The 25,804-nt window shown below is 69.6% G+C and carries 18 protein-coding genes; 7 read left to right on the forward strand and 11 right to left on the reverse strand.

Annotation, left to right across the window (positions count from 1 at the left end; genetic code table 11):
• Positions 1 to 50: 50 nt before the first annotated feature.
• Complete coding sequence (locus ACHWVH_RS09745) at positions 51 to 1,199, forward strand: acyl-CoA dehydrogenase family protein (RefSeq protein WP_017907602.1); 1,149 nt, start codon at positions 51 to 53, stop codon at positions 1,197 to 1,199.
• A 338-nt stretch (positions 1,200 to 1,537) separates the two neighbouring features.
• On the opposite strand, the gene ACHWVH_RS09750 is transcribed toward ACHWVH_RS09745, so the two are convergent.
• The 3 genes from ACHWVH_RS09750 to ACHWVH_RS09760 are packed head-to-tail and all read right to left on the reverse strand — an operon-like array spanning position 1,538 to position 6,657.
• Positions 1,538 to 4,711, reverse strand: a complete 3,174-nt coding sequence (locus ACHWVH_RS09750) for a multidrug efflux RND transporter permease subunit (protein WP_017907603.1) — start codon at positions 4,709 to 4,711, stop codon at positions 1,538 to 1,540.
• 12 nt (positions 4,712 to 4,723) lie between these two features.
• On the reverse strand, positions 4,724 to 6,007 hold the full coding sequence (locus tag ACHWVH_RS09755) for an efflux RND transporter periplasmic adaptor subunit (protein ID WP_267101887.1): 1,284 nt from the start codon (positions 6,005 to 6,007) through the stop codon (positions 4,724 to 4,726).
• Positions 6,004 to 6,657 carry a TetR/AcrR family transcriptional regulator gene (locus ACHWVH_RS09760; protein WP_017907605.1) on the reverse strand — a complete coding sequence of 218 codons (654 nt, stop codon included), beginning with the start codon at positions 6,655 to 6,657 and terminating at the stop codon, positions 6,004 to 6,006. Before ACHWVH_RS09760 ends, ACHWVH_RS09755 begins: the two co-directional genes overlap by 4 nt.
• A 418-nt stretch (positions 6,658 to 7,075) precedes the next feature.
• Between ACHWVH_RS09760 and ACHWVH_RS09765 the strand changes: the two genes are divergently transcribed.
• The 5 genes from ACHWVH_RS09765 (at position 7,076) to ACHWVH_RS09785 (ending at position 15,804) form a co-directional block, all read left to right on the forward strand.
• Positions 7,076 to 12,016, forward strand: a complete 4,941-nt coding sequence (locus ACHWVH_RS09765; RefSeq protein WP_394687175.1) for an NAD-glutamate dehydrogenase — start codon at positions 7,076 to 7,078, stop codon at positions 12,014 to 12,016.
• A gap of 279 nt (positions 12,017 to 12,295) precedes the next feature.
• On the forward strand, positions 12,296 to 12,922 hold the full coding sequence (locus ACHWVH_RS09770; RefSeq protein ID WP_394687060.1) for a hypothetical protein: 627 nt from the start codon (positions 12,296 to 12,298) through the stop codon (positions 12,920 to 12,922).
• 201 nt (positions 12,923 to 13,123) lie between these two features.
• Positions 13,124 to 13,894, forward strand: coding sequence for an NAD kinase (locus ACHWVH_RS09775; RefSeq protein WP_026143327.1), 771 nt, complete (start codon positions 13,124 to 13,126; stop codon positions 13,892 to 13,894).
• Between the two features lie 135 nt (positions 13,895 to 14,029).
• A complete protein-coding gene (locus ACHWVH_RS09780) occupies positions 14,030 to 14,995 on the forward strand; it encodes a 5'-nucleotidase (RefSeq protein ID WP_017907609.1) in 966 nt (321 codons plus the stop codon).
• A complete protein-coding gene (locus ACHWVH_RS09785; protein WP_295925841.1) occupies positions 14,992 to 15,804 on the forward strand; it encodes a fused MFS/spermidine synthase in 813 nt (270 codons plus the stop codon). Before ACHWVH_RS09780 ends, ACHWVH_RS09785 begins: the two co-directional genes overlap by 4 nt.
• A 141-nt stretch (positions 15,805 to 15,945) precedes the next feature.
• On the opposite strand, the gene ACHWVH_RS09790 is transcribed toward ACHWVH_RS09785, so the two are convergent.
• The 8 genes from ACHWVH_RS09790 to can all read right to left on the reverse strand — a co-directional run bounded on the left by ACHWVH_RS09790 (position 15,946) and on the right by can (position 25,006).
• Complete coding sequence (locus ACHWVH_RS09790; RefSeq protein ID WP_017914979.1) at positions 15,946 to 16,482, reverse strand: DUF2939 domain-containing protein; 537 nt, start codon at positions 16,480 to 16,482, stop codon at positions 15,946 to 15,948.
• Positions 16,483 to 16,580: 98 nt separating this feature from the next.
• Positions 16,581 to 17,267, reverse strand: a complete 687-nt coding sequence (locus ACHWVH_RS09795) for a DUF2461 domain-containing protein (RefSeq protein ID WP_017908451.1) — start codon at positions 17,265 to 17,267, stop codon at positions 16,581 to 16,583.
• On the reverse strand, positions 17,264 to 18,703 hold the full coding sequence (sbcB, locus tag ACHWVH_RS09800; RefSeq protein ID WP_295925843.1) for an exodeoxyribonuclease I: 1,440 nt from the start codon (positions 18,701 to 18,703) through the stop codon (positions 17,264 to 17,266). The genes ACHWVH_RS09795 and sbcB overlap by 4 nt, the downstream gene beginning before the upstream one ends.
• 83 nt (positions 18,704 to 18,786) lie before the next feature.
• Positions 18,787 to 20,151, reverse strand: coding sequence for an NAD(P)/FAD-dependent oxidoreductase (locus tag ACHWVH_RS09805; RefSeq protein WP_295925846.1), 1,365 nt, complete (start codon positions 20,149 to 20,151; stop codon positions 18,787 to 18,789).
• A gap of 46 nt (positions 20,152 to 20,197) precedes the next feature.
• Positions 20,198 to 21,469, reverse strand: coding sequence for a kynureninase (gene kynU, locus ACHWVH_RS09810; protein ID WP_150409250.1), 1,272 nt, complete (start codon positions 21,467 to 21,469; stop codon positions 20,198 to 20,200).
• Between the two features lie 139 nt (positions 21,470 to 21,608).
• Positions 21,609 to 23,753 (reverse strand): FUSC family protein, encoded by a 2,145-nt coding sequence (locus ACHWVH_RS09815; RefSeq protein ID WP_295925851.1) that lies wholly within the window; start codon positions 23,751 to 23,753, stop codon positions 21,609 to 21,611.
• 31 nt (positions 23,754 to 23,784) lie between these two features.
• Positions 23,785 to 24,306 carry a 3-hydroxyanthranilate 3,4-dioxygenase gene (locus ACHWVH_RS09820; protein WP_152236454.1) on the reverse strand — a complete coding sequence of 174 codons (522 nt, stop codon included), beginning with the start codon at positions 24,304 to 24,306 and terminating at the stop codon, positions 23,785 to 23,787.
• A 37-nt stretch (positions 24,307 to 24,343) separates the two neighbouring features.
• Complete coding sequence (gene can, locus ACHWVH_RS09825) at positions 24,344 to 25,006, reverse strand: carbonate dehydratase (protein ID WP_017910923.1); 663 nt, start codon at positions 25,004 to 25,006, stop codon at positions 24,344 to 24,346.
• Between the two features lie 194 nt (positions 25,007 to 25,200).
• Here can and ACHWVH_RS09830 point away from each other — a divergent pair, with 194 nt between their 5' ends.
• Complete coding sequence (locus tag ACHWVH_RS09830; protein WP_017910924.1) at positions 25,201 to 25,740, forward strand: glycoside hydrolase family 108 protein; 540 nt, start codon at positions 25,201 to 25,203, stop codon at positions 25,738 to 25,740.
• Positions 25,741 to 25,804: the final 64 nt, after the last annotated feature.

Raw genomic sequence — 25,804 nt, forward strand, 5'->3', positions numbered from 1 at the left:
GGTCGGCACGGCTACAATGGCCGGACCAATATGCCCGGGAGGGGTTCGACGTGGATTTCAGCTTTACCGAAGAGCAATTGATGATCCAGGACGTGGCGCGGCGCATCGCCCAGGAGCGCATCGCCCCCAGCGCCGAGCACCACGACCGTGCCGGCGAGTTCCCGCTGGAGAACATCCGCCTGCTGGGCGAGAACGGGCTGATGGGCATCGAGGTGCCGGAAGAGTACGGCGGCGCCGGCATGGACCCGATCGCCTATGTGCTGGCGATGGTCGAGATCGCCGCTGGCGATGCGGCGCATTCGACCATCATGTCGGTCAACAACTCGCTGTTCTGCGCCGGCATCCTCAAGAACGGCAACGAGGAACAGAAGCAGAAATACGTGCGCGCCATCGCCGAGGGCCGCGAGATCGGCGCCTTCGCGCTGACCGAGCCGCAGTCCGGCTCCGACGCCACCGCGATGCGGTGCCGCGCGGTGCGCCAGGACGACGGCAGCTTCGTCATCAACGGCAAGAAGAGCTGGATCACCTCCGGCCCGGTCGCCAAGTACATCGTGCTGTTCGCGATGAGCGAGCCGGACAAGGGCGCGCGCGGCATCACCGCCTTCGTGGTCGACACCGACAAGCCCGGCTTCCACCGCGGCAAGACCGAGCCCAAGCTCGGCATCCGCGCCTCGGCCACCTGCGAGATCGAGTTCCAGGACTACGTGGCCAGCGCCGACGAGGTGCTGGGCACGCCGGGCGAAGGCTTCAAGATCGCGATGAGCGTGCTCGACGCCGGCCGCATCGGCATCGCCTCGCAGGCGATCGGCCTGGCCCGCGCCGCCTACGAGGCGACCCTGGAGTACGTGAAGGAGCGCAAGGCGTTCGGTTCGCCGATCGGCGCGTTCCAGATGACCCAGGCCAAGATCGCGGACATGAAGTGCAAGCTGGACGCGGCGCTGCTGCTGACCTTGCGCGCGGCCTGGCTGAAGGGGCAGGGCCAGCGCTTCACCACCGAGGCCTCGGTGGCCAAGCTGACCGCCTCCGAGGCGGCGATGTGGATCACCCACCAGGCGGTGCAGATCCACGGCGGCATGGGCTATTCCAAGGAGATGCCGCTGGAGCGCTACTTCCGCGATGCCAAGATCACCGAGATCTACGAAGGCACCAGCGAGATCCAGCGCCTGGTGATCGCGCGTAACGAGACCGGGTTGCGGTGAGGCCGGGAGTGGGGATTCGGGACTGAGGATTCGCCGGTTCCCGAATCGGTTGAGGCATCAGGAGAAGCGGCCGCAAGGCCGCTTTTTCTTTTTGTGGAAAAGGGATGAGTGAGGTTCGGGCTGCAACGCGCCGGGACTGAGGTCCCTCCCACAAGGAGCGCTCAGCCTTCAAGGAGCGCTCCGCCTGCATGGGGTGTTGGGTCGCGCTTCCCGACCAGATTCCCGGACAACAAAAAGCGGCCTTGCGGCCGCTCTTTGTTTGCCTCTACAAGGCGGAAGGATCAAGTCCGAGAGGAGGATTCACGAATCCCCACTCCCGAATCCCCAATCCCGGCGCCTCAGCGATCCGGCTGATGCCGCGCCAGGCCGGCTTCCTGCATCTGCGTGAACTCCTTCGACGGCTCGTCCAGCTTGTCGCCGAGCATGCGCCGCACCATCACGAAGAACAGCGGGATGAACAGCACGCCCAGCACGGTGGCGAACAGCATGCCGCCGATCACGCCGGTACCGATGGCGTGGCGAGCGTTGGCGCCGGCGCCGGTGGAGATCGCCATCGGCAGCACGCCGAGGATGAAGGCGAACGAGGTCATCAGGATCGGACGGAAACGCAGGTGCGCCGCCTCGGCCGCGGCCTCGCGCAGGGTCTTGCCCATCGCCCGCTGCTCCACCGCGAACTCGACGATCAGGATCGCGTTCTTGGCGGCCAGGCCGATCACCGTGATCAGGCCGATCTTGAAGTAGATGTCGTTGGGCAGGCCACGCAGCAGCGAGAACGCCACCGCGCCGAGCACGCCGATCGGCACCACCAGCAGCACCGACACCGGGATCGACCAGCTTTCGTACAGCGCCGCCAGGCACAGGAACACCACCACGATCGACAGCACCAGCAGCAGCGTGGCGGTGTTGCCGGCGATGATTTCCTGGTACGACATGCCGCTCCAGTCGAAGCCGAAGCCCGGCGGCAGGTCGTTGTTGACGATGTCCTCCATCGCGCTCATCGCCTGGCCGGAACTGCCGCCCGGCGCCGGGTTGCCGACGATGTTGATCGCCGAGTAGCCGTTGTAGCGGCTCAGCGACGGCGAGCTGTAGATCCAGTCCGAGCTCACCACCGTGCTCAGCGGGATCATCTGCGGCAGGCCGCTGCTATCGGAGGCGGTGCTGCTGGGCACATAGAAGTTGCGCAGCGACTCCGGACCGGTGCGGAACGGCGCGTCGGCCTGCATGTTGACGCGCTTGATGCGGCCTTCGTAGAAGAAGTCGTTGACGTACACCGGCGCCAGCATCAGCTGGATCGACTGGTAGATGTCGTTGACCGACAGGCCCATCGACTGCGCCTGCACGCGGTCCACCTTCAACTGCAGTTGCGGCGAGTTCTCCAGGCCGTTCGGACGCACGCCGGCCAGGGTGTCCTGGCGCTGCGCGGCCTTGCCGAGCACGATGTTGCGTGCCTGCAGCAGGGCTTCCTCGCCCTGGCCGCTGCGGTCCTGCAGCCACATGTCGAAGCCGCCGAACTGGCCCAGGCCGTTCACCGTGGGCAGGTTGACCACGAAGATCTGCGCGTCCTTGATGCCGTAGAACATCCCGTTCAACTGCTGGATCAGGTCGCCGGCGGCGATGTCGCGCTCGTCCCAGGGCTTGAGTCGGATGAAGCCCATGCCCACGTTCTCGCCGCGGCCCAGGAAGCTGAAGCCGGCCACCTGCAGCATGCCTTCGACCGCCTTCTGCTGCTGCAGCACGCCGCGCATCTGCGCGAACACCTCGTTGGTGCGGGTCTTGGTCGCACCCGGCGGCAGCTGCACGATCGCCAGCGCGAAGCCCTGGTCCTCTTCCGGCAGGAAGCTGCCCGGCATGCGCGTGAACAGGAAGCCGCACAGCACCACCAGCAGGGCGAACACCGCCATCCAGCGCGGCGCGCGGCGGATGGTGTTGCCCACCGCGCCGACGTAGCGGTGCGCCAGCTTGTCGTAGTACTTGTTGAAGGTGCGGTAGACCCAGTTCGGGTTGTCGTTGTGGGTGGGCTTGAGGAACGCCGCACACAGCGCCGGGGTGAAGCTCAGCGCCAGGAAGGCGGAGAACGCCATCGACATGGCGATGGTGATCGCGAACTGCTTGTAGATCGCGCCGGCCGCGCCGGGCTGCATCGCCGACGGAATGAACACCGCCGCCAGCACCACGGTGATGGCCACCACCGCGCCGGTGATCTGGGTCATCGCCTTGTGCGTGGCCGCCTTCGGCGCCAGGTGCTCCTCGGACATGATGCGTTCGACGTTCTCGATCACCACGATCGCGTCGTCGACCACGATGCCGATCGCCAGCACCATCGCGAACAGGGTCAGCTGGTTGATGGTGAAGCCGATCGCCCACATGCCCAGGAAGGTGCCCAGCAGCGCCACCGGGATGACCAGGGTGGGGATGATGGTGGCGCGGAAGTTCTGCAGGAACACCAGCATCACCAGGAACACCAGCACGATCGCCTCGGCCAGGGTCTTGACCACTTCCTCGATCGAGATCTTGACGAAGGTGGTGCTCTCGTACGGCGTGAACCAGGTGACGCCCTGCGGGAAGCTGGGCTGCAGCTCGTCCATCTTGGCCTTGACCGCCTCGGACACGCTCAGCGCATTGGCGCCCGGCAGCAGCTGGATGGCGAAGGCGCCGGTCGGCTTGCCGTTGTACTGGGTGTCGAAACCGAAGTTGGTCGGGCCGAACGCGACCCGGGCCACGTCCTTCAGCCGCACCACGGTGCCGTTGCCGTCGGCGCGCAGGATGATGTTCTCGAACTGCTCGGGCGAGGTGAAGCGGCCCTCGGCGCTGACCGTGGCGGTGAACGACTGGCCCTGCGGCGCCGGATCCGAACCGAGCGAGCCGGCGGCGAACTGCACGTTCTGCGCGCGGATCGCGTTGTACACGTCCGTGGCGGACATGTGGTAACCCTGCAGCTTCTCCGGGTTCAACCAGATGTCCATGGCGTACTCGGCACCGAACTGCTGGGTGCTGCCGACGCCGGGCACGCGCGAGATCTGTTCCAGCACGCGCGACCCGACGATGTCGTTGAGCGCGTCGCGGTCGATCGACGGGTTGTCCGAACGCAGCGCGATCACGCTGAGGAAGCCGGCGTTGGCCTTGGCCACCACCACGCCCTGCGCGGTCACTTCCGAGGGCAGGCGCGGGGTCGCCAGCGACACCTTGTTCTGCACCTGCACCTGGGCGATGTCCGGGTCGGTGCCGGTCTCGAAGGTCAGGGTGATGGTGGCGCTGCCGCTGGAGGACGACGACGAGCTGAAGTACAGCAGGTGGTCGATGCCGGTCAGCTGCTGCTCGATGACCTGGGTGACCGAGCGTTCGGTGGTGCTGGCGCTGGCGCCGGGATAGGTGGCGTTGACGGTGACCTGGGGTGGGGCGATCGAGGGATACGACTCGACGCCGAGATTGAGGATGGCGATCACGCCGCTGAGCGAGATCAGGATCGCCACCACCCAGGCGAAGACCGGGTGTTCGATGAAGAACTTAGGCATGGGGGGAGTCCGTTACTGCTTCGGCTGGTCGGAAGGCGAGGCGGCGTTCGGCGCATCGCCGTGCGCTGCGCCCTGCGCCGGGGCGGCGCCCTTGGCCGGCGCCGCGGCTCCTTGGGCACCTTGGCCGGGCGCTGCGCCGGCACCCGGGCCCTGGCCCTGGGCGGCGGCATTCGGATCCCACGGCTTGGCCACGGCCGGTGCGCCTTCCTTGACCTTGGGCAGGCCGCTGACCACGACCTGGTCGCCGTTCTGCAGGCCGCCGCTGACGATCCACTTGTCGCCCTGCTGGCCGACCGTGGTCAGATCCTTGCGCAGCACCTTGCTGTCCTTGCCGACGACCAGCGCATAGGCGCCCTTGGCGTCGCGCAGCACGGCCGCCTGCGGGATCAGGTACACGTCCTTGCGCTGGCCCAGGTTGGCCGAGAAGCTGACGAAGGCGCCGGGCAGCAGCACCCGGTCCGGATTGGGCAGCAGCGCGCGCAGCGTCACCGAGCCGGTGCTCGGGTCGACCGCAGCGCCGGAGAAGTCCAGGGTGCCGGCATGCGCATAGGTGCTGCCGTCGCCGAGCTTGATCTGCACGGTGGACTTGTCCTCGGCGTTGAGGGCGACGTTGCCTTCGGTCTGCGCCTGGCGCAGCTGCGCCAGTTCGTCGGAACTCATCGAGAAGTTGACGTACAGCGGGTCCAGCTGGTCGATCGTGGTCAGCAGCGTGCTGTCGCCCTGGCCGACCAGCGCGCCCTCGGTGACCTGCTGCTTGCCGGCGCGGCCGGCGATCGGCGCAGTGACGGTGGCGTAGCCGAGGTTGATGCGCGCGGTTTCCACCGCCGCACGGGCCTGCTGCACCGACGCGGCGGAGCTGCGTTCGGTGGCCTCGGCGTTGTCCAGGTCGGACTTGGACACGTAGGCCTGCGGCGCCAGGCTGCGCGCGCGGGCGGCGGCGGCCTTGGCGTTGGCGTAGGTGGCTTCGGCCGCGGCCAGCTGGCCCTGCGCCGAGGCCAGGGTCGCACGCAGCGGCGCCGGGTCGATCTGGAACAGCGGCTGGCCTTCCTTGACGTCGGTGCCTTCGGTGTACAGGCGCTTTTCCAGCACGCCGGGCACGCGGGCGCGCACGTCGGCGCTGCGGAACGCGGACAGGCGGCCGACCAGTTCGCGCTCAAGCGGCACGGTCTGCGGCTGCGCCTGCAGCACGCCCACTTCCGGCGGCGGCATGGCCTGCTGCTGCTCCTGTTTCTTGCAGGACGCCAACACCACCACGACGGCGCAGGCCAGGGCGAGAGAACGCAACGGGGAGGTCATCGGGTGGTACTCCGGTCTGGTTTTGTAGAAGGAAGGAAAGGGGCGGCGGCGAACGCGCGCAAGAAGCCGTCCACGGCGAACTCGGCCCAGGCGCGCTGCGCGGCGGCGTCGCCGCGATGCGCGCTGTGAAAGCGCTGACGCTCGAAATCCATGCCGACGATCATGCTCAACAGCAGCTCGGCCATGAAGTGCGGATCGTCATGCCGGAGCTGGCCGCGCGCCATGGCGCCGCGCAGACGCTCGCTCAGGCGCTGCATCAGCGCGCCGGCGCTGTCGCGGAACATGGCGCGCGCTTCTTCGGGGAAGTGCCGCGACTCGGCGGCGATCAGCTGGCAACTCTGCAGCACACGCGGTTCCGACAGCTGTTCCAGGTACTCGCAGGCGAAACGCAGCAGGCTGCCGCGCAGGTCGTCCTGCACCGGCTCCAGGTGCGCGGTGGCCAGGTCCAGGTGATCCTGCATCGCCCGCCGCAGCAGGCCCTGCTTGCTGCGGTAGCGGCTGTACAGGGTCTGCTTGGAGCAGCCGGCACGTGCCGCCACTGCATCCATGCTCAGGCCCATGCCTTCCTCGGCCAGCAATTCGCGCACGGCAGCGTACACGCGCTGGTCGCGCGCCTGGCGCTGTGCGGCGGAGGCGAGGGGAGTGCTCATCGATTGTGGACTATACCGTCCAGTTTAGAATTAGAACAGCCTTGACACAGGGGTGTTCTTGCTGACAACAGCGTGGCCGGCAAAGCATGGTGACCGCCGCGTGATGATGGTGTTGCGGTCGCTTTGCGCGATCTGGCGCGTCGCCGCGGCCGCTCCATTGGTTTGCGATGCAGCAAGGTAGTTGAACGGAGCACCGGTACAATTCCGGCTTTCCCATCGAGCATCGTTGCTGCTCTCCGTCATGAAACCCAAACACGCCGCTTCCCGTTCCAAATCTTCGGCCGCCACCCGCACCTCCGCGACCCCGTCCGCCACCAAGCCGGCCAAGGCGCCTGCCAAGACCAAGGCGGCCGCCAAGCCTGCGGCCAAGGCCGCCGCCCCGCGCAAGGCCGCGACGCCGCCCAGGCTGGCCGCGACCGTGCCGGCAACCGCCAAGGTGATCGACGCGGCGCCCGCCGCCAGCGCCTTCAGCCTGGCCTCGGTGTTCGCGGCGCTGCGCAAGCGCTATCCGGCCGTGCGCCAAGAGGAGGCGCAGACCTTCGCCGAAGAGTTCTACAAGCGCATGGAGGAGGACGAGTTCCCCCACCACAGCGCGCAGGAGTGGGCAGCGCTGGCCGCGTCGATGCTGGAGTTCGCACGCAAGCGCAAGCCGGGGACGGTCAACGTGCGGGTGTTCAACCCGAACCTGAAGGACGACGGCTGGGAGTCGTCGCACACGGTGCTGCAGATCGTCAACGACGACATGCCGTTCCTGGTCGACTCGGTGAGCATGGCGCTGGCCGAGCTGGGCATCGGCGTGCACGTGCTCGGCCACCCGGTGCTGCGCATGCAGCGCGACAAGAACGGCACGCTGGAGAACGTGGGCGAGGGCAAGGCGGAATCGCTGATGGCGCTGGAGATCGACCGCCAGCCGCCGGAAGACATGGCGCAGGTGGAAGCGGCGATCCGGCGCATCCTCGGCGAGGTGCGCAACATCGTGCGCGACTGGGGCGGCATGCGCGAGAAGATGCTGGCGCTGGCCGACGACCTGACCACGCGGCGCCTGCCGGTGGACGACAAGGGCCGGCGCGAGGCGCAGGAATTCCTGCGCTGGGCCGCGGCCGACCATTTCACCTTCTTCGGCTACCGCGAATACCGGGTGGAGAAACAGGGCGGCGAAGACGTGCTGGCGCCGCTGGAAGACAGCGGCCTGGGCCTGCTGCGCGGGCAGGACAAGTCGCCGGCGCGGCCGGTGCGCACGCTGGCCGCACACGGTCTCAGCGAGTCCGGTACCAAGGAAGCGCTGATCCTGACCAAGACCAATGCGCGCTCGCGGGTGCACCGCAGCGGCTACATGGACTACATCGGCGTGCTGGAGTTCGACGCCAAGGGCCGCATCGTCGCCGAACAGCGCTTCCTTGGCCTGTTCACCTCCAGCGCCTACAACCGCCGCCCGTGGGAGATCCCGCTGGTGCGCGAGCGCTTCGACTACGTGATGCGCAAGTCCGAACTGACCCCGAGCAGCCACAGCGGCAAGGCGCTGCGCCATATCCTGGAGACGCTGCCGCGCGAGGAGCTGTTCCAGTCCAACGAGGAAGAGCTGTACCGCACCGCGATGGGCATTCTCGGCCTGCAGGAGCGGGTGCGCAGCCGCCTGTTCCTGCGCCGCGACAAGTACGGTCGCTTCATTTCCGCGCTGGTGTATATCCCGCGCGAGCGTTTCAACACCGACGTGCGCCTGCGCATCGAGGCCTTGCTGAAGGACGCGCTGCACGGCGAGTACATCGATTCCAACGTGGTGCTGGGCGAATCGCCGCTGGCGCAGCTGCACATGATCGTGCGGCCCAAGCCCGGCGAGGCGCTGGAGTTCGACACCACCGAACTGGAATCGCGCCTGGCGCACCTGCTGCGCAACTGGCACGACGACCTGCGCGAGGCGCTGGTGGCCAGCTGCGGCGAGCGCGATGGTCTGCGCCTGGCCGCCGGCTACGGCCGCGCGCTGCCGGCCGGCTACATCGAGGAGTCGACCGCGCAGATCGCCGCGCGCGACGTCGAACGCCTGGCCGCGCTGCGCGGTCCGGAAGACCTGCACCTGAGCCTGCAGGCGCTGCGTCGCGACGGCGCCGACAGCCTGCGCCTGAAGCTGTACCGCCAGCACGACGACCTGCCGCTGTCGGACGTGCTGCCGATGATGGAGAACCTGGGCCTGCGGGTGATCTCCGAGCGTCCGTACCGGCTGGTGGTCGACGGCACGCCGCTGTCGATCCAGGACTTCGAGGTCGAGCCGCTGGCCGGCAGCATCGATGTGGCCGCGGCCGACGCGCCGCTGTGCGAGGCGTTCGTGCGGATCTGGCGCGGCGACGCCGAGAACGACGGCTTCAACCGCCTGATCGTCGGTGCCAGCCTGAGCTGGCGCCAGGTCGCGGTGCTGCGCGGCTACTGCAAGTACCTGCTGCAGACCGGCGTGCCGTTCTCGCAGGCCTACGTTGAAGAGACCTGCAACCGCTATCCGCTGCTGGCGCGGCTGCTGGTGGAGCTGTTCGAGGCGCGCTTCGATCCGGCCACCGGCAACGAGAGCAAGGCGCAGATCGCCGAGGGACAGGCCGCGCTGACGGCGCAACTGCACCTGCTGGCCAAGGACGATGCCGCGGTGCTGAAGGCGCTGCAGCCGGTGATCGATGCGCGCAGCGGCAGCCGCGACGCGCAGCTGGAGGCGGTCTCGGCCGCGTTGCTGAAGCTGTTCGACCAGGTGGCGAGCCTCGACGAGGACCGCATCCTGCGCAGCTTCAAGGGCGTGATCGAGGCGACCCTGCGCACCAGCCACTACCAGCGCACCGCCGATGGCGGGCTGGGTCACTGCATCAGCTTCAAGCTGGATTCGGCCAAGGTGCCGGACCTGCCCAAGCCGCGTCCGTACCGCGAGATCTTCGTGTACGGCCCGCGCGTGGAAGGCGTGCACCTGCGCTTCGGCGCGGTGGCGCGTGGCGGCCTGCGCTGGTCCGACCGGCGCGAGGACTTCCGCACCGAGGTGCTGGGCCTGGTCAAGGCGCAGATGGTCAAGAACACGGTGATCGTGCCGGTCGGCGCCAAGGGCGGCTTCTTCTGCAAGCGCCCGCCGGTCGGCGGCGACCGCGACGCGGTGCTGGCCGAAGGTATCGCCTGCTACAAACTGTTCATCCAGGGCCTGCTGGACATCACCGACAACATCGTCGGCGGCAAGATCGTGCCGCCGCCGCAGGTGGTGCGCCACGACCAGGACGATCCGTACCTGGTGGTCGCCGCCGACAAGGGCACGGCCACCTTCTCCGACATCGCCAACGGCCTGGCGCTGGACCACGGCTTCTGGCTGGGCGATGCGTTCGCCTCCGGCGGCTCGGTCGGCTACGACCACAAGGGCATGGGCATCACCGCGCGCGGCGCCTGGGAGTCGGTCAAGCGCCACTTCCGCGCGCTGGGCCGCGACTGCCAGAGCGAGGACTTCACCTGCGTGGGCATCGGCGACATGTCCGGCGACGTGTTCGGCAACGGCATGCTGCTGTCGCGCCACATCCGCCTGCTGGCCGCGTTCGACCACCGCCACATCTTCCTCGACCCGAACCCGGACGCGGCGGCGTCCTTCGCCGAGCGCGAGCGCCTGTTCAAGCTGCCGCGCTCCAGCTGGGCCGACTACGACGCCAAGCTGATCAGCGCCGGCGGCGGCATCTACCCGCGCACGCTCAAGTCGATCGAGATCAGCGCGCCGGTGCGCGAGGCGCTGGGCCTGGAGCCGGGCGTCAAGCAACTCTCGCCGAACGACCTGATGAACGCCATCCTCAAGGCGCCGGTGGACCTGTTCTGGAACGGCGGCATCGGCACCTACGTCAAGGCCGCCAGCGAGACCCACGGCGACGTCGGCGACCGCGCCAACAACGGCCTGCGCGTCAACGGCGGCGAGCTGCGCTGCAAGGTGGTGGGCGAGGGCGGCAACCTCGGCCTGACCCAGCTCGGCCGCATCGAGGCCGCGCAGGTCGGGGTGCTGCTCAACACCGACTTCATCGACAACTCGGCCGGCGTGGATACGTCCGACCACGAGGTCAACATCAAGATCCTGCTCAACGACGTGGTGCAGGCCAAGAAGCTGACCCTGGACGCGCGCAACAAGCTGCTGGCGTCGATGACCGACGAAGTGGCCGAGCTGGTGCTGTGGGACAACATCCGCCAGAACCAGGCGCTGAGCCTGATGGAGCGGATGAGCGTCACCCGCCTGGGCTCCAAGCAGCACTTCATCCGCACCCTGGAGGCGCAGGGCCTGCTCGACCGGCAGATCGAATACCTGCCCTCGGACGCGGAGATCTCCGCGCGCAAGGCGCGTGGCCAGGGCCTGACCCGGCCGGAACTGGCGGTGCTGCTGTCCTACTCCAAGCTGGTGGCGTTCCAGCAGTTGCTGGAATCGGACATCCCCGAGGACCCCTACCTGTCCAAGGAACTGCAGCGCTACTTCCCGCAGCCGCTGCAGAAGAAGTACGCCGATGCGATGGAGCGGCACCGCCTCAAGCGCGAGATCATCGCCACCGCGGTGACCAACACCACCATCAACCGGATGGGCGCCACCTTCCTGATGCGCATGCAGGAAGACACCGGCCGCAGCATCGCCGAGGTCGCCAAGGCCTACACCATCAGCCGCGAGACGCTGGATGCACGCGCGCTGTGGACGCAGATCGACGCGCTGGACGGCAAGGTGCCCGAGTCGGTGCAGATCGACGCGCTGGAGGTGATCTGGACGCTGCAGCGCGCCTTCGTGCGCTGGCTGCTTTTCCGTCCGGGCCCGATGCCGGGCATCACCGCCGCGGTGGAGCGCTACTACGAGCCGTTCAACGATATCCGCGTCGCCTCCGGCGTGCTGCCCGATTCGCAGCGTCCGCGCTACGAGGCGCTGGTGCAGGAGTGGCAGGACAAGGGCCTGCCGCCGGCGCTCGCCCAGCAGCTGTCGGAACTGCGCTTCCTGGAGCCGGCGTTCGACATCATCGAGATGGCGCGCACCCGCAAGCTCAAGCCGGTGGAGGTGTCGAAGGTGCACTTTCGCCTCGGCGAGGCGCTGCAGTTGCCGTGGCTGTTCGAGCAGATCGACGCGCTGGAGGTCAACGGCCGCTGGCATGCGGTGGCCCGCGGCGTGCTGCGCGACGAACTGGCCAAGCACCACGGCGTGCTGGCCGGCCAGGCGCTGAGCCTGCCGGGCGGCACCGCCGAAGCCAAGGTGCAGCACTGGCTGCAGCGCGACGACAGCAGCCTGCGCTTCACCCTGAGCATGCTGCAGGAACTGGCTGCGCAGAAGACGCTGGACTACCCGACGGTGTCGGTGGCGGTGCAGCGACTCGGCCAGCTGGCGGCGCACGGCGTCTGACCGATCGCGCCGGATGGCCAGGCCCGCGCGCGCGGGCCTGGCCCACTGCGGTACCGCGTCGCCCGATGGCGACGCATGGCGCGTGGCAGGCGATTGCTGTCGCGCGTCCTTGGCGGGGATCCGCGCTCGCCCCACGTTCTTCGTTGGAGCCAGGCCGGCGGCGCACCGCTGCGGCGACCGACGGCGTCACGCAAGGCCGCGGGATTCTGACAGCCCGCGCTGATACGATCCGCGCCATCGGGCGAGCACACGGCTGCAGCGCCGCATTTCGAGGCGTACATGCTGTACCTGGCCATCCCCGCGGTGCTCCTGTTGTTGATCGTCTTCCTGGCACTGCAGCCTCCGCTGAAGCTGCGGCTGCAGCGTGCGCTGCAGCAGGCACGGCAGGGCGACCTGCGACGCTTGCGTGCACTTGCCAGGAAATCGGTGGGCGATGCCGCGTATGCGCTGTTCCTGCAACTGGACGCCAACGGCGAGCAGGCCGCGGCACTGGCGGCACTGAAGCGTGCGGTCTATGCCCGCACCTGGCTGGACATCCGTGGCTGCAGCGTGGCCATGCGCGCGTACGGCCGCCGTCGCTTCCTCGGCGTGGGCACCATCCCGGACCATGCCGCGCTGCTGGCCGAATGGAGCCGTCCCGGCTGGTGCTCGGGTGCCGGCTGGGAACCCGAACTGGCCTGGATCCAGGCCTGCGGCCCGGAGCCGTGCCGGGATCTGGCGCGCGCCTGGTATTGGCTGTGCCTGGCCGATGCGCGCAGGCAGGAGGGGATGGGCGAGATCCGATCCGTGGAGCTGGCGCAGCAGGTGCGGGAGCATCTGGGCCCGTTGGTGCCGGCATCGGTGCGCCAGGCGATGCAGGAGCAGGCGACGGAGACTGCGTGCCGCGACTTCATGTCCGGCAGATAAGGCGGGCGGAGCGACTCGGCCCGGTACCGGGCACCGGCCTGCAATGGCTGTCGCCGCAGATCCCATCACATCGCGGTGCGGACGCGGCATGCAACTGCCGCGGATTGGCCGCTGCCTCGGCTGCAAGCGCGTGCCGCCGGTTCGCCGCCGCGCGCCGGTCATGGCGCCCCGGGTATGATCGGGGCCATGAATGCTTCCGTCCTGCCGTCCTCGCCCCGCATCTGTTTCCTCGCCAGCGTCGCGCCGGAGGCGCAGCACGCGCGTACCCAACTGGTCGGGCGCTACGGCGATTGCGAGCCGGCCGATGCCGATGTGCTGTGCGCGCTCGGCGGCGACGGCTTCATGCTGCAGACCCTGCACCGCCACGGCAGCCTGGGCAAGCCGGTGTTCGGCATGAAGCTGGGCACGGTCGGCTTCCTGATGAACCAGTTCCGCGACGACGACCTGGTCGCGCGCCTGGCCCTGGCCGAGCCGGCCAAGCTGCGCCCGCTGGAAATGCTGGCGCAGACCGAATCCGGCGCCACCACCGGCTCGCTGGCCTACAACGAGGTCTCGCTGCTGCGGCAGACCCGTCAGGCCGCGCACGTGAGCATCGATCTCAACGGCCAGACCCGGGTCGATGAACTGATCTGCGATGGCGTGCTGGTGTCGACCCCGGCCGGCAGCACCGCCTACAACTCCTCCGCGCACGGACCGATCCTGCCGCTGGGCTCGCACACCCTGGCGCTGACCCCGATCGCGCCGTACCGGCCGCGGCGCTGGCGCGGCGCGATCCTCAAGGCCGACATCGAGGTGCGCTTCCGCGTGCTGGATCCGTACAAACGCCCGGTCAGCGTCACCGCCGACTCGCACGAGACCCGCGACGTGGTCGAAGTCACCATCCGCGAATCCCGCGACCGCCTGGTCACCCTGCTGTTCGATCCGGAGCACAATCTGGAGGAGCGGATCTTGAGCGAGCAATTTATGGTGTAGGAGCGGGGAGTGGGGAATCGGGAATGGGGAATCGCAAGAGCGGTTTCCTGACAATTCCCTTTCCCTGGATAACTTCCACGCCCGCAAACCGCTTTTCCCTATTCCCCATTCCCGATTCCCCAGTCACAGCCCAAAATGTCCGACAACTCCCCCCGTCTGCTCACCGTCGCGGTCACCTCGCGCGCCCTGTTCGATCTGGAAGAGGGCCATGCCCTGTTCGAGCGGGAGGGGGTGGAGGCGTACAGCGCGTATCAGCGCGAGCGCGAGGACGATGTGCTGGCGCCCGGGGTGGCGTTTCCGGTGGTGCGCAAGCTGCTGGCGCTGAACCAGGGCACGCCGCCGGAGACGCCGCCGGTGGAGGTGATCCTGCTGTCGCGCAATTCCGCCGACACCGGGCTGCGCATCTTCAATTCGATCCAGCACTATGGGCTGGGCATCGTGCGTGCCACCTTCACCTCCGGTGAGGCGACCTGGCCTTACGTCAAGCCGTTCGGCACCGATCTGTTCCTCTCGGCCAACCCGGAATCGGTGCGCCGCGCGCTCAGCCACGGCATCGCCGCGGCGACCATCCTGCCCAAGCCGCCCGGCGAGCATGCGCAGGAAGCGGCCGCCGCCGCCGGCGCGATCGATGCCGACCGCCTGTCCACCCAGCTGCGCATCGCCTTCGACGGCGATGCGGTGATCTTCGGCGACGAGGGCGAGCGCTTCTCGCGCGAGCAGGGCGTGGAAGCGTTCGGCCGCTACGAGCGCGAGAACGCGCGCGAGCCGCTGACCGGCGGGCCGTTCCGTAATTTCCTGTCGGCGCTGCATGCGCTGCAGTCCGCATTCCCGGCCGGCGAAGCCTCGCCGATCCGCACCGCGCTGGTCACCGCGCGCTCCGCGCCGGCGCACGAGCGGGTGATCCGCACCCTGCGCGAATGGGGCGTGCGCCTGGACGAGGCGCTGTTCCTCGGCGGCCGCCACAAGGGGCCGTTCCTGCAGGCCTTCGGCGCGGACATCTTCTTCGACGATTCGCAGCACAACATCGACAGCGCCGCCCGCGAGCGCGTCGCCGCCGGGCATGTGCCGCACGGGGTCGCCAACGACATCGCCAAGCCGTGAATGCGGCGCCCGGCGGCGGCCGCTGGGCCGCGCTGCGCCGCCTGCTGCGGCAGGGAGCGGGCGTGCCCGCCGACCTGCGTCCCGGGCGGCCTTACGTGCGCCACGGCTGGCGCTACACCAGCCTGCAGTTCAAGGGCGAGGTGACCCAGAGCCGCATGTACACCTGGTGGCCGGACGTGCTGCAGGTGGGCTACACCCGCAGCATGCTCGCCGCGCTGTTGCTGCGCCCGGACCCGCGGCGGATCTGCATCGTCGGCCTCGGCGGCGGTTCGCAGGCCAAGTTCTGCTATCGGCACCTGCCGCAGGCGCGGATCGAGGCGATCGAGGCCGACGCCGACGTGCTGGCCCTGCGCGCGGCCTTCCGCATCCCGGACGACGATGCGCGCTTCGAGGCCGTGCACGGCGACGGCGCGCGGTTGTTGCGGCAACGGCGCGACCGCTACGACCTGCTGCTGCTCGACGCCTACGATGCCGACGGCATCCCGGCCGCGCTGCTCAGCCGCGGCTTCTACGAGGACTGCCACGCGGCGCTGGCGCCGGGCGGGGTGCTGGCGGTGAACCTGTACGACACCGACACGCGCCGCCACCTGGCGCATCTGCGCGCGCTGTTCGGCGGCCGCGTGCTGCGCCTGGACGAGCCACAGATGGACAACCATGTGGTGTTCGCCTGGACCGGTGCACTGCCGGCGCTGGATGCGCACGCGGCCCTGGCCCGCCTGCCGTGGTCGGCGCGCTGGCAACTGCGCACGCCGTTCCGGCGCGTGCAGCAGGCGCTGGCGGGCAGGACGGGGCCGGACGGGGGGCGTTAGCCGGGGCTGCGCTGTCGGGGGATGGCTGCGTCGGCCAGACGGTTCAGTCCACGCCATGCCGCCGCCGGTGCAAGCACGACGGGGGGAGACAATGCATGCGGTCCCGGGCGACACCACGCGCCAGGACGATGGCAAGTCGCCCTACAACGGCAACAGGATGTTGCTGAGCTTCCAGCGCAGGCCCTCGCGGGTGAATACGAAGGGTACGGCGGTACCGTCGGCGGTGTGCACGGTGGCGACGAAGCGCGTGGTCGATTCGAAGCGGTGTTCGGCCTGGCGCAGTGGTTGTGGCGGGCGCGGCGCGGCGTAGGTATCGCCGCCGACGGTGTCGCCGCTGGCGCGTTTCCACAGCGCGTCGCCCTGCATCAGCGCGCCGATGCCGGTCGGGGTGACCATCGCATCCACGCTCATGCCGCCGAGGCCGCCGGCCAGCGACAGCAGCGCCCCGCCGAACAGGCTGGACTGCAGGTCGGGGCCGGCGCGGCGCACCAGCGCATCGTCCACCTGGGCCTTGAGGTTGACCCGCAGGGTGGGAAAGTCGACGTAGCGCTCCAGTGCCGCGGCATCGCGCTCGCGCAGCGCTTGGTCGATGCCGCGGATGGCCAGGTAGGGTCCGGCGACGACGTAGCCGCCGAGGGCGAGCAGGGCGAGGAACAGCAAGGCCAGCCATTTCTTCATCGCATGTCTCCTTGCGTGTGGGCGTTCTGCAGGAGCGGATTAGCCGCGACGCGTGACCGGGAATGCCTGTCGCCGCTGTACGGGGAAGCACTGCCGTTCTAGAACTCCAGGTCCAGCGCCGCGCACAGATAGTCCACGAACGGGCCCAGCGTCTGCAGGTCGGCGGCGACCTGCGTGCGCAGCCGCGGGCCGGTCATGGTCGCGTCGTCGAGCTGGCGCCAGAACACCCAGTTCTTGTGCTTGAGGTCGTCGATGCACTCGAAGTCGGCCGGGAAGCCGCGCGGCGGCCGCACCAGCATCTCGCTTTCCTCGAAGTCGAAGCGGCGGCGCAGCGCCGGCGCATGCGCGGCGGCCTTCCAGCTGCCGGGATTGTCGAAGATGAACTGGCGCACCTTGCGCTGCGTGTCCGGCTCCGGATGCCACAGCCCGGCGCCGACGAAGCTCTCGCCCGGCTGCAGGTGGATGTAGAACGACGGCGCCGGCACCTGCTTGCGCCGCTCGTGGAACAGGCGCGCACCCTGCCAGGTCTTGTACGGCGACTTGTCGTGGGAGAAGCGCGCGTCGCGGTGGATGCGGAACAGCGAGCCGCCGACGCCGCGCGGGTCGGCGCGGAAATGCTCGCTGACCTGGGCCAGGTCCGGCTGCAGGTCGGTGATCAGGCGCAGGAACGGCTGGCGCACGTGTTCTTCGTACTTGTGCCGGTTGTCGTTGAACCAGGCCTTGTCGTTGTGCCGTGCCAGGGCACGCAGGAACTTGAAGCTGGCGTCGCTGAAATAGCTGGTCATAGGCTGCGTTGCAGGTCGTGGCCCCAGGCGGCCAACTGGTCGAGCAGGGCTTGCTTGGTAGCATCCTGCGGGTGAGCCAGGCGTAAAGCGGCAAGTTCCGCGTAGAAGGCGTCGAAGCTCAGTTCGGACAGGCCGCTGTCCTGCTGCAGGCGCTGCCGCCGGTAGTCGTCCCAGCGCGCCTGTTCGGCGATGGACAGGCTCTGCGGCCAGTTGCGCGCGCGGTAGCGGAACAGCAGCTCGGGCAGGCGCGGATCGCGGAACTGGCCTTCCAGCGCGGCCAGTTGCGCCGGTGGGGTGGCGCGGACCTGGGCCATCGTGCGCTTGTCGCCATCGGCCAGGAAGCCGTCGTACAGCGACGCGTCGACATCGGCCGGTACCGCGGCGCGCTCGCTGGCGAACACCCGCCGCACCTTCTCGGCCAGCGCCGGGCCGGCCTCGCGCAGGCGCGCGGCCTTGGCCAGCAGTTGCGCGGGGTCCAGCCGCAGCCGGGCGAAATCCGCTTCGCGCAGGTGCGCCCAGGCGACCAGCGCCGGTGCCTTGTTCAGATGCACTTCCTTGAGCGGGATACGCTGTTCGCCCTCGGGCAGGTCGGCCTGCGGGGTGTACAGGCGGTCGGCGATCTGTTCCGGCGTATAGCGCAGCAGCGGCTCGATGTCGCCTTCCAGGTCGAACACCAGCACCCGGCTGTCGATGCGCGGATGCCGCGCCAGCGGCAGCACCGGCGCCGCGCACAGGCGCGCGGCCGGATAGCGCATCGACACGTGCAGCACCGGCTGCATCGCCACCGCGTCGAGCAGGCTGCCGCAGAAGCGCTTGTCGCGCAGCTTCAGCGCGTACTCCCACAGCCGCGGCTGGCTGCGGCGGAAGTGCCGGGCCATGCCGATGGTGGCATAGACGTCGGACAGCGCTTCGTGCGCATCGCCGTCGCGCACGCCGTTGGCCAATGCCAGTTGCTCCAGCTTGAACGAGGTGGCGCCGTCCTCGCGCTGCGGCCAGACGATGCCCTCCGGGCGCAGCGCGTGCATCAGCCGCAGCATGTCCAGCAGGTCCCAGCGCGAGTTGCCGTTGCGCCACTCGCGTTCGTAGGGATCGTAGAAGTTGCGGAACAGGCCGTGGCGCACGAACTCGTCGTCGAAGCGCAGCGAGTTGTAGCCCAGCGTGCAGGTCTGCGGCCGCGCCATCTGCTCGGCGATGCGTGCGAACGCCTCGGCTTCGCTGACGCCCTCGCGCAAGGCCTGCTGTGGGGCGATGCCGGTGATCAGGGTGGCGACCGGCGAGGGCAGCAGGTCGTCGGCGGGCTTGACGAAGAAACTAATCGGCTCCTCGATCACGTTGAGCTCGGCATCGGTGCGCACCGCGGCGAACTGCGCGATGCGCGTGCGCCGCGGATCGGCGCCGAAGGTTTCCAGGTCGTAGAAGAGGAAGCTGTCTGGCATGACGAATCGAATGGTGCGAGGCAGGCGAGGCTAGTAGCGTGGGGATGCTTGTAGGAGCGGGTGTCCGGATAGGCTACGCCGGTTCAATGCGCCCCCTCCAGCGGTGCCAGCCGCGCGTGCACGATGCCCTCCAGCCAGTTCCAGTCGATCCGCGACAGGTCGCTGTGGCCCTGCGTGGCCTGGACCAGGATGTCGCGCTGCACTTCGCTGCGTTCCAGCGCCTGCGCGTACGGCGTGCGCAGGAAGGTGACCATGGTGTAGTGCGGCACGAAGCGGGTCGGATGCCGCGCCTGCAGTGCCTGGCCGAGTTCGCGCTGCAGCAGGAAGCCGGCGTCGCCGACGCGGTCGCGCATTTCCACGTAGTTCTCCAGCGCCATCTGCTGGATCGCGCCGGCATTGGGCTTACGCTCGGCCTCGAAGGCGGCATAGGCGCGCGCCAGGTCCGGCTCGCGCTGCAGGTGCGCGGCCAGCGCCGCGCAATCCTCGAACGCGCAGTTCATGCCTTGCCCGTGGAACGGCACCATCGCGTGCGCGGCGTCGCCCAGCAGCACCGCGCGGCCGCCCAGGTGCCATCGCTCCAGGCGCAGCGTGCCGAGCAGGCCCGGCGGGTGCTGCTCCCAGTGCTCGGCCAGTTGCGGCATCAGCGGCAGCGCATCGGCGAAATCGCGCGCGAACAGCGCCAGCGCCTCCTCGCCGTTGCGCACGGTGGCGAAGCTGGGCTCGCCCTTGTTGGGCAGGAACAGGGTGACGGTGAAAGTGCCTTCGTGGTTGGGCAGGGCGATGCACATGTAGTGCCCGCGCGGCCAGATATGCAGGGCGTTGGCTTCGATGCGGAAGCCGCCGTCGGCGCCGGGCGGGATCTCCAGTTCCTTGTACGAGTGGTCGAGGAACTCGATGTGCTCGGCCATCGGCGCCTTGCGCTGCATCGCCGCGCGCAGCGCCGAGCCGGCGCCGTCGGCGCCGATCATGCTGTCGAAGCGGATGTCGTGCGGCTGGTCGTCGCGGTCGTCGATGAAACGCGCATAGCCGGCATCGAAATCCACCGTGTGCAGGCGCCGGTAGAAGTGGATGCGCGCGCCGGCCTGCTCGGCCAGCTGCAACAGGGTGATGTTGAGATCGTTGCGGTGGACCGACCAGATCACCTCGCTGTCGTCGCGGCCATAGCGCTGCAACTGCTGGTGGCCGTCGGCGAAATGCACCATGCGCCCGCGCATCATCACCGCCTTGGCCATCACCGCGGCATCGGCGCCGGCCTGGCGCAGCGCGTGCAGGCCGCGTTCGGCCAGGGCCAGGTTGATCGAGCGGCCGCGCTCGTAATCGTGCACGCGTGGGTCGCCACGACGCTCGTAGACGGTGACCTGCCAGCCCTGGCGCGAGAGCAGGATGGCGAGCAGGGAGCCGGCCAGGCCGGCGCCGATCAGGGTGATGCTGCGGGGGGATGCGTTCAATGCGGTGTCCGGAAGGCGCGGCAGGCCGCCGCGCGAAGAAGGCGGCTCAGACGCCGGCCCAGGTTTCCACTTCCTCGACGAAGCGGTAGACGTCGCGGTAGCGGTTGTACAGCGGCACCGGGCTGATCCGGATCACGTCCGGCTCGCGCCAGTCGCCGAGCACGCCGACCGATTGCAGGTACTCGAACAGGGCGCGACCGCGCTCCCGCCCGCCGGCCACGCGCAGCGACAACTGGCAGCCGCGTTGCGCCGGGTCGGACGGGGTGATGATCTGCAGGGTGTCGGCCAGGCGGGCGCGGATCAGCGTCTCCAGGTAGCCGGTCAGTTGCTGCGATTTCTGCCGCAGCGCGTCCAGCCCGGCACGCTCGAACAGGTCCAGCGAGGCGCGCAGCGGGGCCATGCTCAGGATCGGCGGATTGCTCAGCTGCCAGCCGTCGGCACCGGGCGCGGCGACGAATTCGGGCGCCATGCGGAAACGGGTGCGCTTGTCGTGGCCCCACCACCCGGCGAAGCGCGGGGTGTCGCCGTGGCCGTGGCGTTCGTGCACGAAGGCGCCGGCGACCGCGCCGGGGCCGGCGTTGAGATATTTGTAGTGGCACCACACCGCGAAGTCCGGCGCGGCATCGTGCAGGTGCAGCGGCACGTTGCCGATGGCGTGGGCCAGGTCGAAGCCGACCGCGGCGCCGGCCGCGCGCGCCAGCCGCGCCACCGCGGCCAAGTCGAAGGCCTGGCCGGTGCGGTACTGCACGCCCGGCCACAGCACCAGCGCCAGGCGCGGGCCGTGCTCGGCGATGGCGCGCTCGATCGCCGCCAGCGACACGGTGCCGTCGGCGCCGTCGGGCTGCACTTCGATCAGGTCGGTGGCCGGGTCGAAGCCGTGGAAACGGATCTGCGAGGCCACCGCATGCTGGTCGGAGGGGAACGCGCCGGCCTCGATCAGGATCGCCGGGCGCTCGCGGGTGGGCCGGTAGAAGCTGACCATGAGCAGGTGCAGGTTCACCGTCAGCGTGTTCATCGCCACCACTTCGTGCGGGTGCGCGCCGACCAGGCGCGCCAGCGGCGCGGCCAGCAGTTCGTGGTAGGTCATCCACTGGGTGTCGCCGTTGAAATGGCCTTCCACCGCCAGCGACGACCACTTGTCCAGCACTTCCTGCACCGCGGCGCGCGCGCCGCGCGGCTGCAGGCCCAGCGAGTTGCCGACGAAATAGGCCTGGTCGGCGCCCTGGTGCTGCGGGAACAGGAACTCCTGGCGCAGGGCCCGCAGCGGATCGGCGGCGTCGAGGGCGATGGCGTGCTGGCGGGACAGGATCTCGTTCATCGGCATTGGATTCCGGGAAGCAGGGCGAGAGTCTAGAGCGTGTGGGACGACGGGAGGTGAGTGCATGGCATGGCGCGGGGCACGGCCGCGTGGACCTCTGCAACAGCGAATGCGCGGCCGGCGCGAGGCGACGGCGCGTTCATCCGCTGCGGCGCGCGGTCACCTGCGTTTGTTCCTTGGCGGCCGCGGCAGCCGGCAACAAGGCGCTGCGGACCAGGTGGGTCAGGGTGCCGACGCTGTCGGCGACGCGGTCGCTGGTGTCGGCCAGCGCGGGCAGCGCGCCGCCGTCGCTGCCGTCCTGCGGCTGCGCGGCCAGCGCCTCGGCCAGGCGCCGCTCGTCCGCGCGCAGGCTGGCCTGCGCCGGCGGCGTGCCGCTGCGCAGGCTTTCGGCCAGTTCGGTCAGTGCGGCATGCGCCTGTTGCCGGAACTGCTGCAGTTCCGGCAACGGCGGCAGCGGCGGCGCATCGCGCAGCACCGCCTCCAGCGCCAGCGAGGCGCGGATCAGCCGGTTGCCGTTGGCCAGCACCGATTCGGCCAGGGTCAGTTCGCGCAGGTTGCGCTTGCGCCGCGGCTCGCCGCGCAGGCGTTCGATCGAGGCCTGCGCGTTGGTGCGCGCGGTGCGCGAGGCCGCGCGGGTGTCCGGCAGCGCCTGCAGGCGGCCTTCCAGCACCGCATCGAGATGGTCGCGGTAGGCGAGCAGCAACTGCGCCAGGATCGCGCGGATGTGCTTGCGTTCCCAGGTCGGCCACAGCGCGTAGGCCGCCAGCGCCAGCGCGCTGCCGAGCACGGTGGCCTGGATGCGCTCGCCGATCGCCTCGCCCGGGGCCATGCCCTCGAACGACAGCAGCAGCACCAGCATGCCGGTCAGGCAGGCCACGCCGAGCCCGTAGTTGACCTGGGTCAGCAGGCGGAACCCCAGGCAGAACACGGTCAGCAACAGCAGCCGCACCACCGCCCCGTCCATCACGAAGTGCGCCAGCACGGTGGCCAGCAGCAGCCCGCCGAAGGTGCCGGCCACGCGCAGCGCGCCGAAGCTGAGGGTGCCGCCGAAATCCGGCTTCAGCACGATCGCGGTGGTCATCGGGATCCAGTAGCCGTGCGGGATCGCCTGCCAGCGGGCGAACAGCACCGCCAGCGCCAGGCACACGCCGCAGCGCAGCGCGTGGCGGAACGCCACCGAGGACAGCTTCAGATTCGCCCGCAAGGTCTGCAGCGGCGCCAGTGGACGCAGCGCCGCCGGCAACTGCGCCTCGGCCAGTTCGGCCTGGATCTCGCCGCGGCTGCTGGCCCAGCGGCCATTGCGCGCCAGCGCGCGCAGCTGGCCGCCCAGGCCCTGCGCACGGGCCACGGCGATGCGCAGCAGGCGGCGTTCGCGGGTGTCCTCGGTCTGCGCCTGCACTTGCGCCAGCGCATCCACCAGATCGTCGAATCCGGTCATCGAGGCGGTGGCCGCGTCTGGGTCCTCGGCGCTGTCCAGCGCGTGCGCGAGCTGGTCCAGCACCACCGCGCTGCGTTCGAGTACGCGCTCGATCGGCAGCCGCGCGGGCGACCCTGCGTCCAGGCGTCCGTGCAGGTCGGCCAGGGTCAGCAGCTCCAGCCGCGCGCGTTCGCACAGCTCGGCGATGACCCGGAACGCCTGCACCGCACGTCCGCGCGAGCGGTGCTCGCCGTGCAGCATCACCATCGCCTCGAGCACCGCTTCGGTGGCCGGCGGCGCCGCGGTCGCGCCGGGCCGCTGGCGGGCGATGCCGGCCAGTTGCCGCATCAGGTCGGCCAGGGCGAAGCGTTCCGGGCGGTAGCGCTGCAGCGGCCAGGCGGCCAGCGCCATCAGCATCTGCAGCACGCCGCCGGCGAAGATCAGCGTGGCCACGCCGACGCTCTGCAGTGGCGGCAGGCGCACGTCGGCGCTGACCACCAGCAGGATCATGCTGGTCAGCCCGACCCGCGCCGCCACCGGACCCAGCGCCACCAGCAGGCCGCCGCCGAGGCCGAGCAGCAGCGCGCTCAGCGCCAGCGCCACGGTGTGCGCGCCGATCAGCATGCCCAGCAGCGCGGCCACGCCTGCCGCCAGCGCGGCCATCAGCATGCGCTGCATCCGCGCGCGGTACGGGCCGGGCTGGTCGGAGAACATGGTGTTGAGCGCGCCGGTGGACACCGCCAGGCCCAGCTCGGCATGGCCGGCGGCCACGCCCAGCGCCAGCGGCGCGACCACCGCGGCGGTGTTGCGCAGGGCCACGCGCACCGGCACGTCGCGCGGCTTGAGCGCGATCAGGCTGCGCAGCATCGCGAGCCGGAACGGCGCGGGGGCAGGGCGGTCACGGCGCGTCGGCCGCCGGCCGCGGATGCACGTGGCCGCAGCGGGCGCAGGTGCGCAGCGATTCGGAGGCGTAGAAGCGCGCGAACACCGGCGGGAAGTCGGTCTCGATGTCCTGCAGCGGGAAGTAGGCTTCGTACAGCAGGTGGTTGCAGCGCTCGCAGAACCACAGCAGGCCGTCCTGCTCGTGCGGCAGGCGCCGCCGCTCGATCACCAGGCCCACCGAGTTCGCGCCGCGCTGCGGCGAGTGCGGCACCTTCGGCGGCAGCAGGAAGGTCTCGCCGGCGCGGATCGGGATCTCGCGCACCGCGCCGTCTTCCTGGATCTTCAGCACCATCTCGCCTTCGAGCTGGTAGAACCACTCCGGGCCTTCGTCGTAGTGGTAGTCGCTGCGCGCGTTCGGCCCACCGACCACCATCACGATGAAGTCGCCGGCGTGGATGCACTTGTTGCCCACCGGCGGCTTCAGCAGGTGCCGGTGGGCGTCGATCCAGGCGTGCAGGTTGAGCGGGCCGGGGAGCATGCGGATCCTTGATCGAGATGGCGGAGCGGCGCGCCGCTCAGCGGTCCTCGCGGTCCTGGCTGATGCGCGCCAGGGCGGCATCGTAGCGCGGCGCCAGGTCGTCGATGCGGTCAAGTTCCATGCCCAGGTCGTGCACACGGCCGTCGCGCAGGCTGTAGACCCAGCCGTGCACGGTCAGTTCCTGGCCGCGCGCCCAGGCGTCGAGCACGATCGAGGTCCGGCTGACATTGACCACCTGCTCGAGCACGTTGAGCTCGCACAGGCGCGCATGCTGCACGTTGAGGTCGCCGGCCTGCTGCAGGCAGTGCTCGTGCTTCTCGGCCACGTCGGTGACGTGGCGGATCCAGTTGTCGACCAGGCCCAGCCGCGCGCGGGTCAGGCCCGCGTGCACGCCGCCGCAGCCGTAGTGGCCGACCACCAGGATGTGCCGCACCTTCAGCACCTCGACCGCGAACTGGATCACCGACAGGCAGTTCAGGTCGGTATGCACGACCACGTTGGCGATGTTGCGGTGGACGAACACCTCGCCCGGCGCCATGTCGATGATCTGGTTCGCCGGCACCCGCGAGTCGGAGCAGCCGATCCACAGGTACTCCGGGGTCTGCTGCTTGGACAGGCGGCTGAAGAACTCCGGATCCTCGCGGTTGATGCGTTCGGACCAGGAGCGGTTGTTGTCCAGCAGTTGTTCGATTTTGCTCATAGCCCGGCATTATTCCAGAAGCCTGCGGCCGGTGCGCGGCGCGTGCCGACGCCGCTGCCCGGATCGCGGGGAACCGCATGCACACGGCGCCTCAGTGCGCAGCCGCCGCCGGATCGGGCTTTTGCCGATCCCGCCGATGCGGCGCGCTGCGCAGACTTCCTCCACGCCCACACCGGGCATCAGCGGAGGATCCCATGGCCGACTTCAACGCGTTCTTTCCGACCCTGCTCAAGCACGAGGGCGGCTTCGTCAACGATCCGGTGGATCCGGGCGGCGCCACCAACAAGGGCATCACCCTGGCGACGTTTCGCTTATACGCCAAGAGCCTGCTGCAACTGGAACCGACCCTGGACAACCTGCGCGCGCTCACCGACGCGCAGGCCGGGGTGATCTACAAGACCTGCTACTGGAATGCGGTGCACGGCGACGAGATCGCGCTGCAGCCGCTGGCCAACATCCTGTTCGACTTCCAGGTCAACGCCGGCAACAACGCCATCAAGCTGCTGCAGCGCGTGCTCAACGCGCAGGCGCCGGCGCTGCAGCTGCCGGAGGACGGCAAGTTCGGCCCGGCCACCCTGGCGGCGCTGAAGGCCGCCGATCAGCGCGATCTGTACGCACGCTACAAGCAGGGCCGGCGCGACTACTACCAGCGCCTGGTCGCGGCCAAGCCGCCGCTGGGCAAGTTCCTCAAGGGCTGGCTGGCGCGCACCGACTCCTTTCCCGACCTGAGCTGAGCGCGCGCGCGGCAAGCGCCGCCGATCCGCTGCCGTCGCCGACGGCGGCCTTCTTTCTCCAGGA

Origin of the sequence: uncultured Xanthomonas sp. (assembly GCF_964278005.1) — a bacterium.
GTDB classification, from domain to species: Bacteria; Pseudomonadota; Gammaproteobacteria; order Xanthomonadales; family Xanthomonadaceae; genus Xanthomonas_A; species Xanthomonas_A sontii.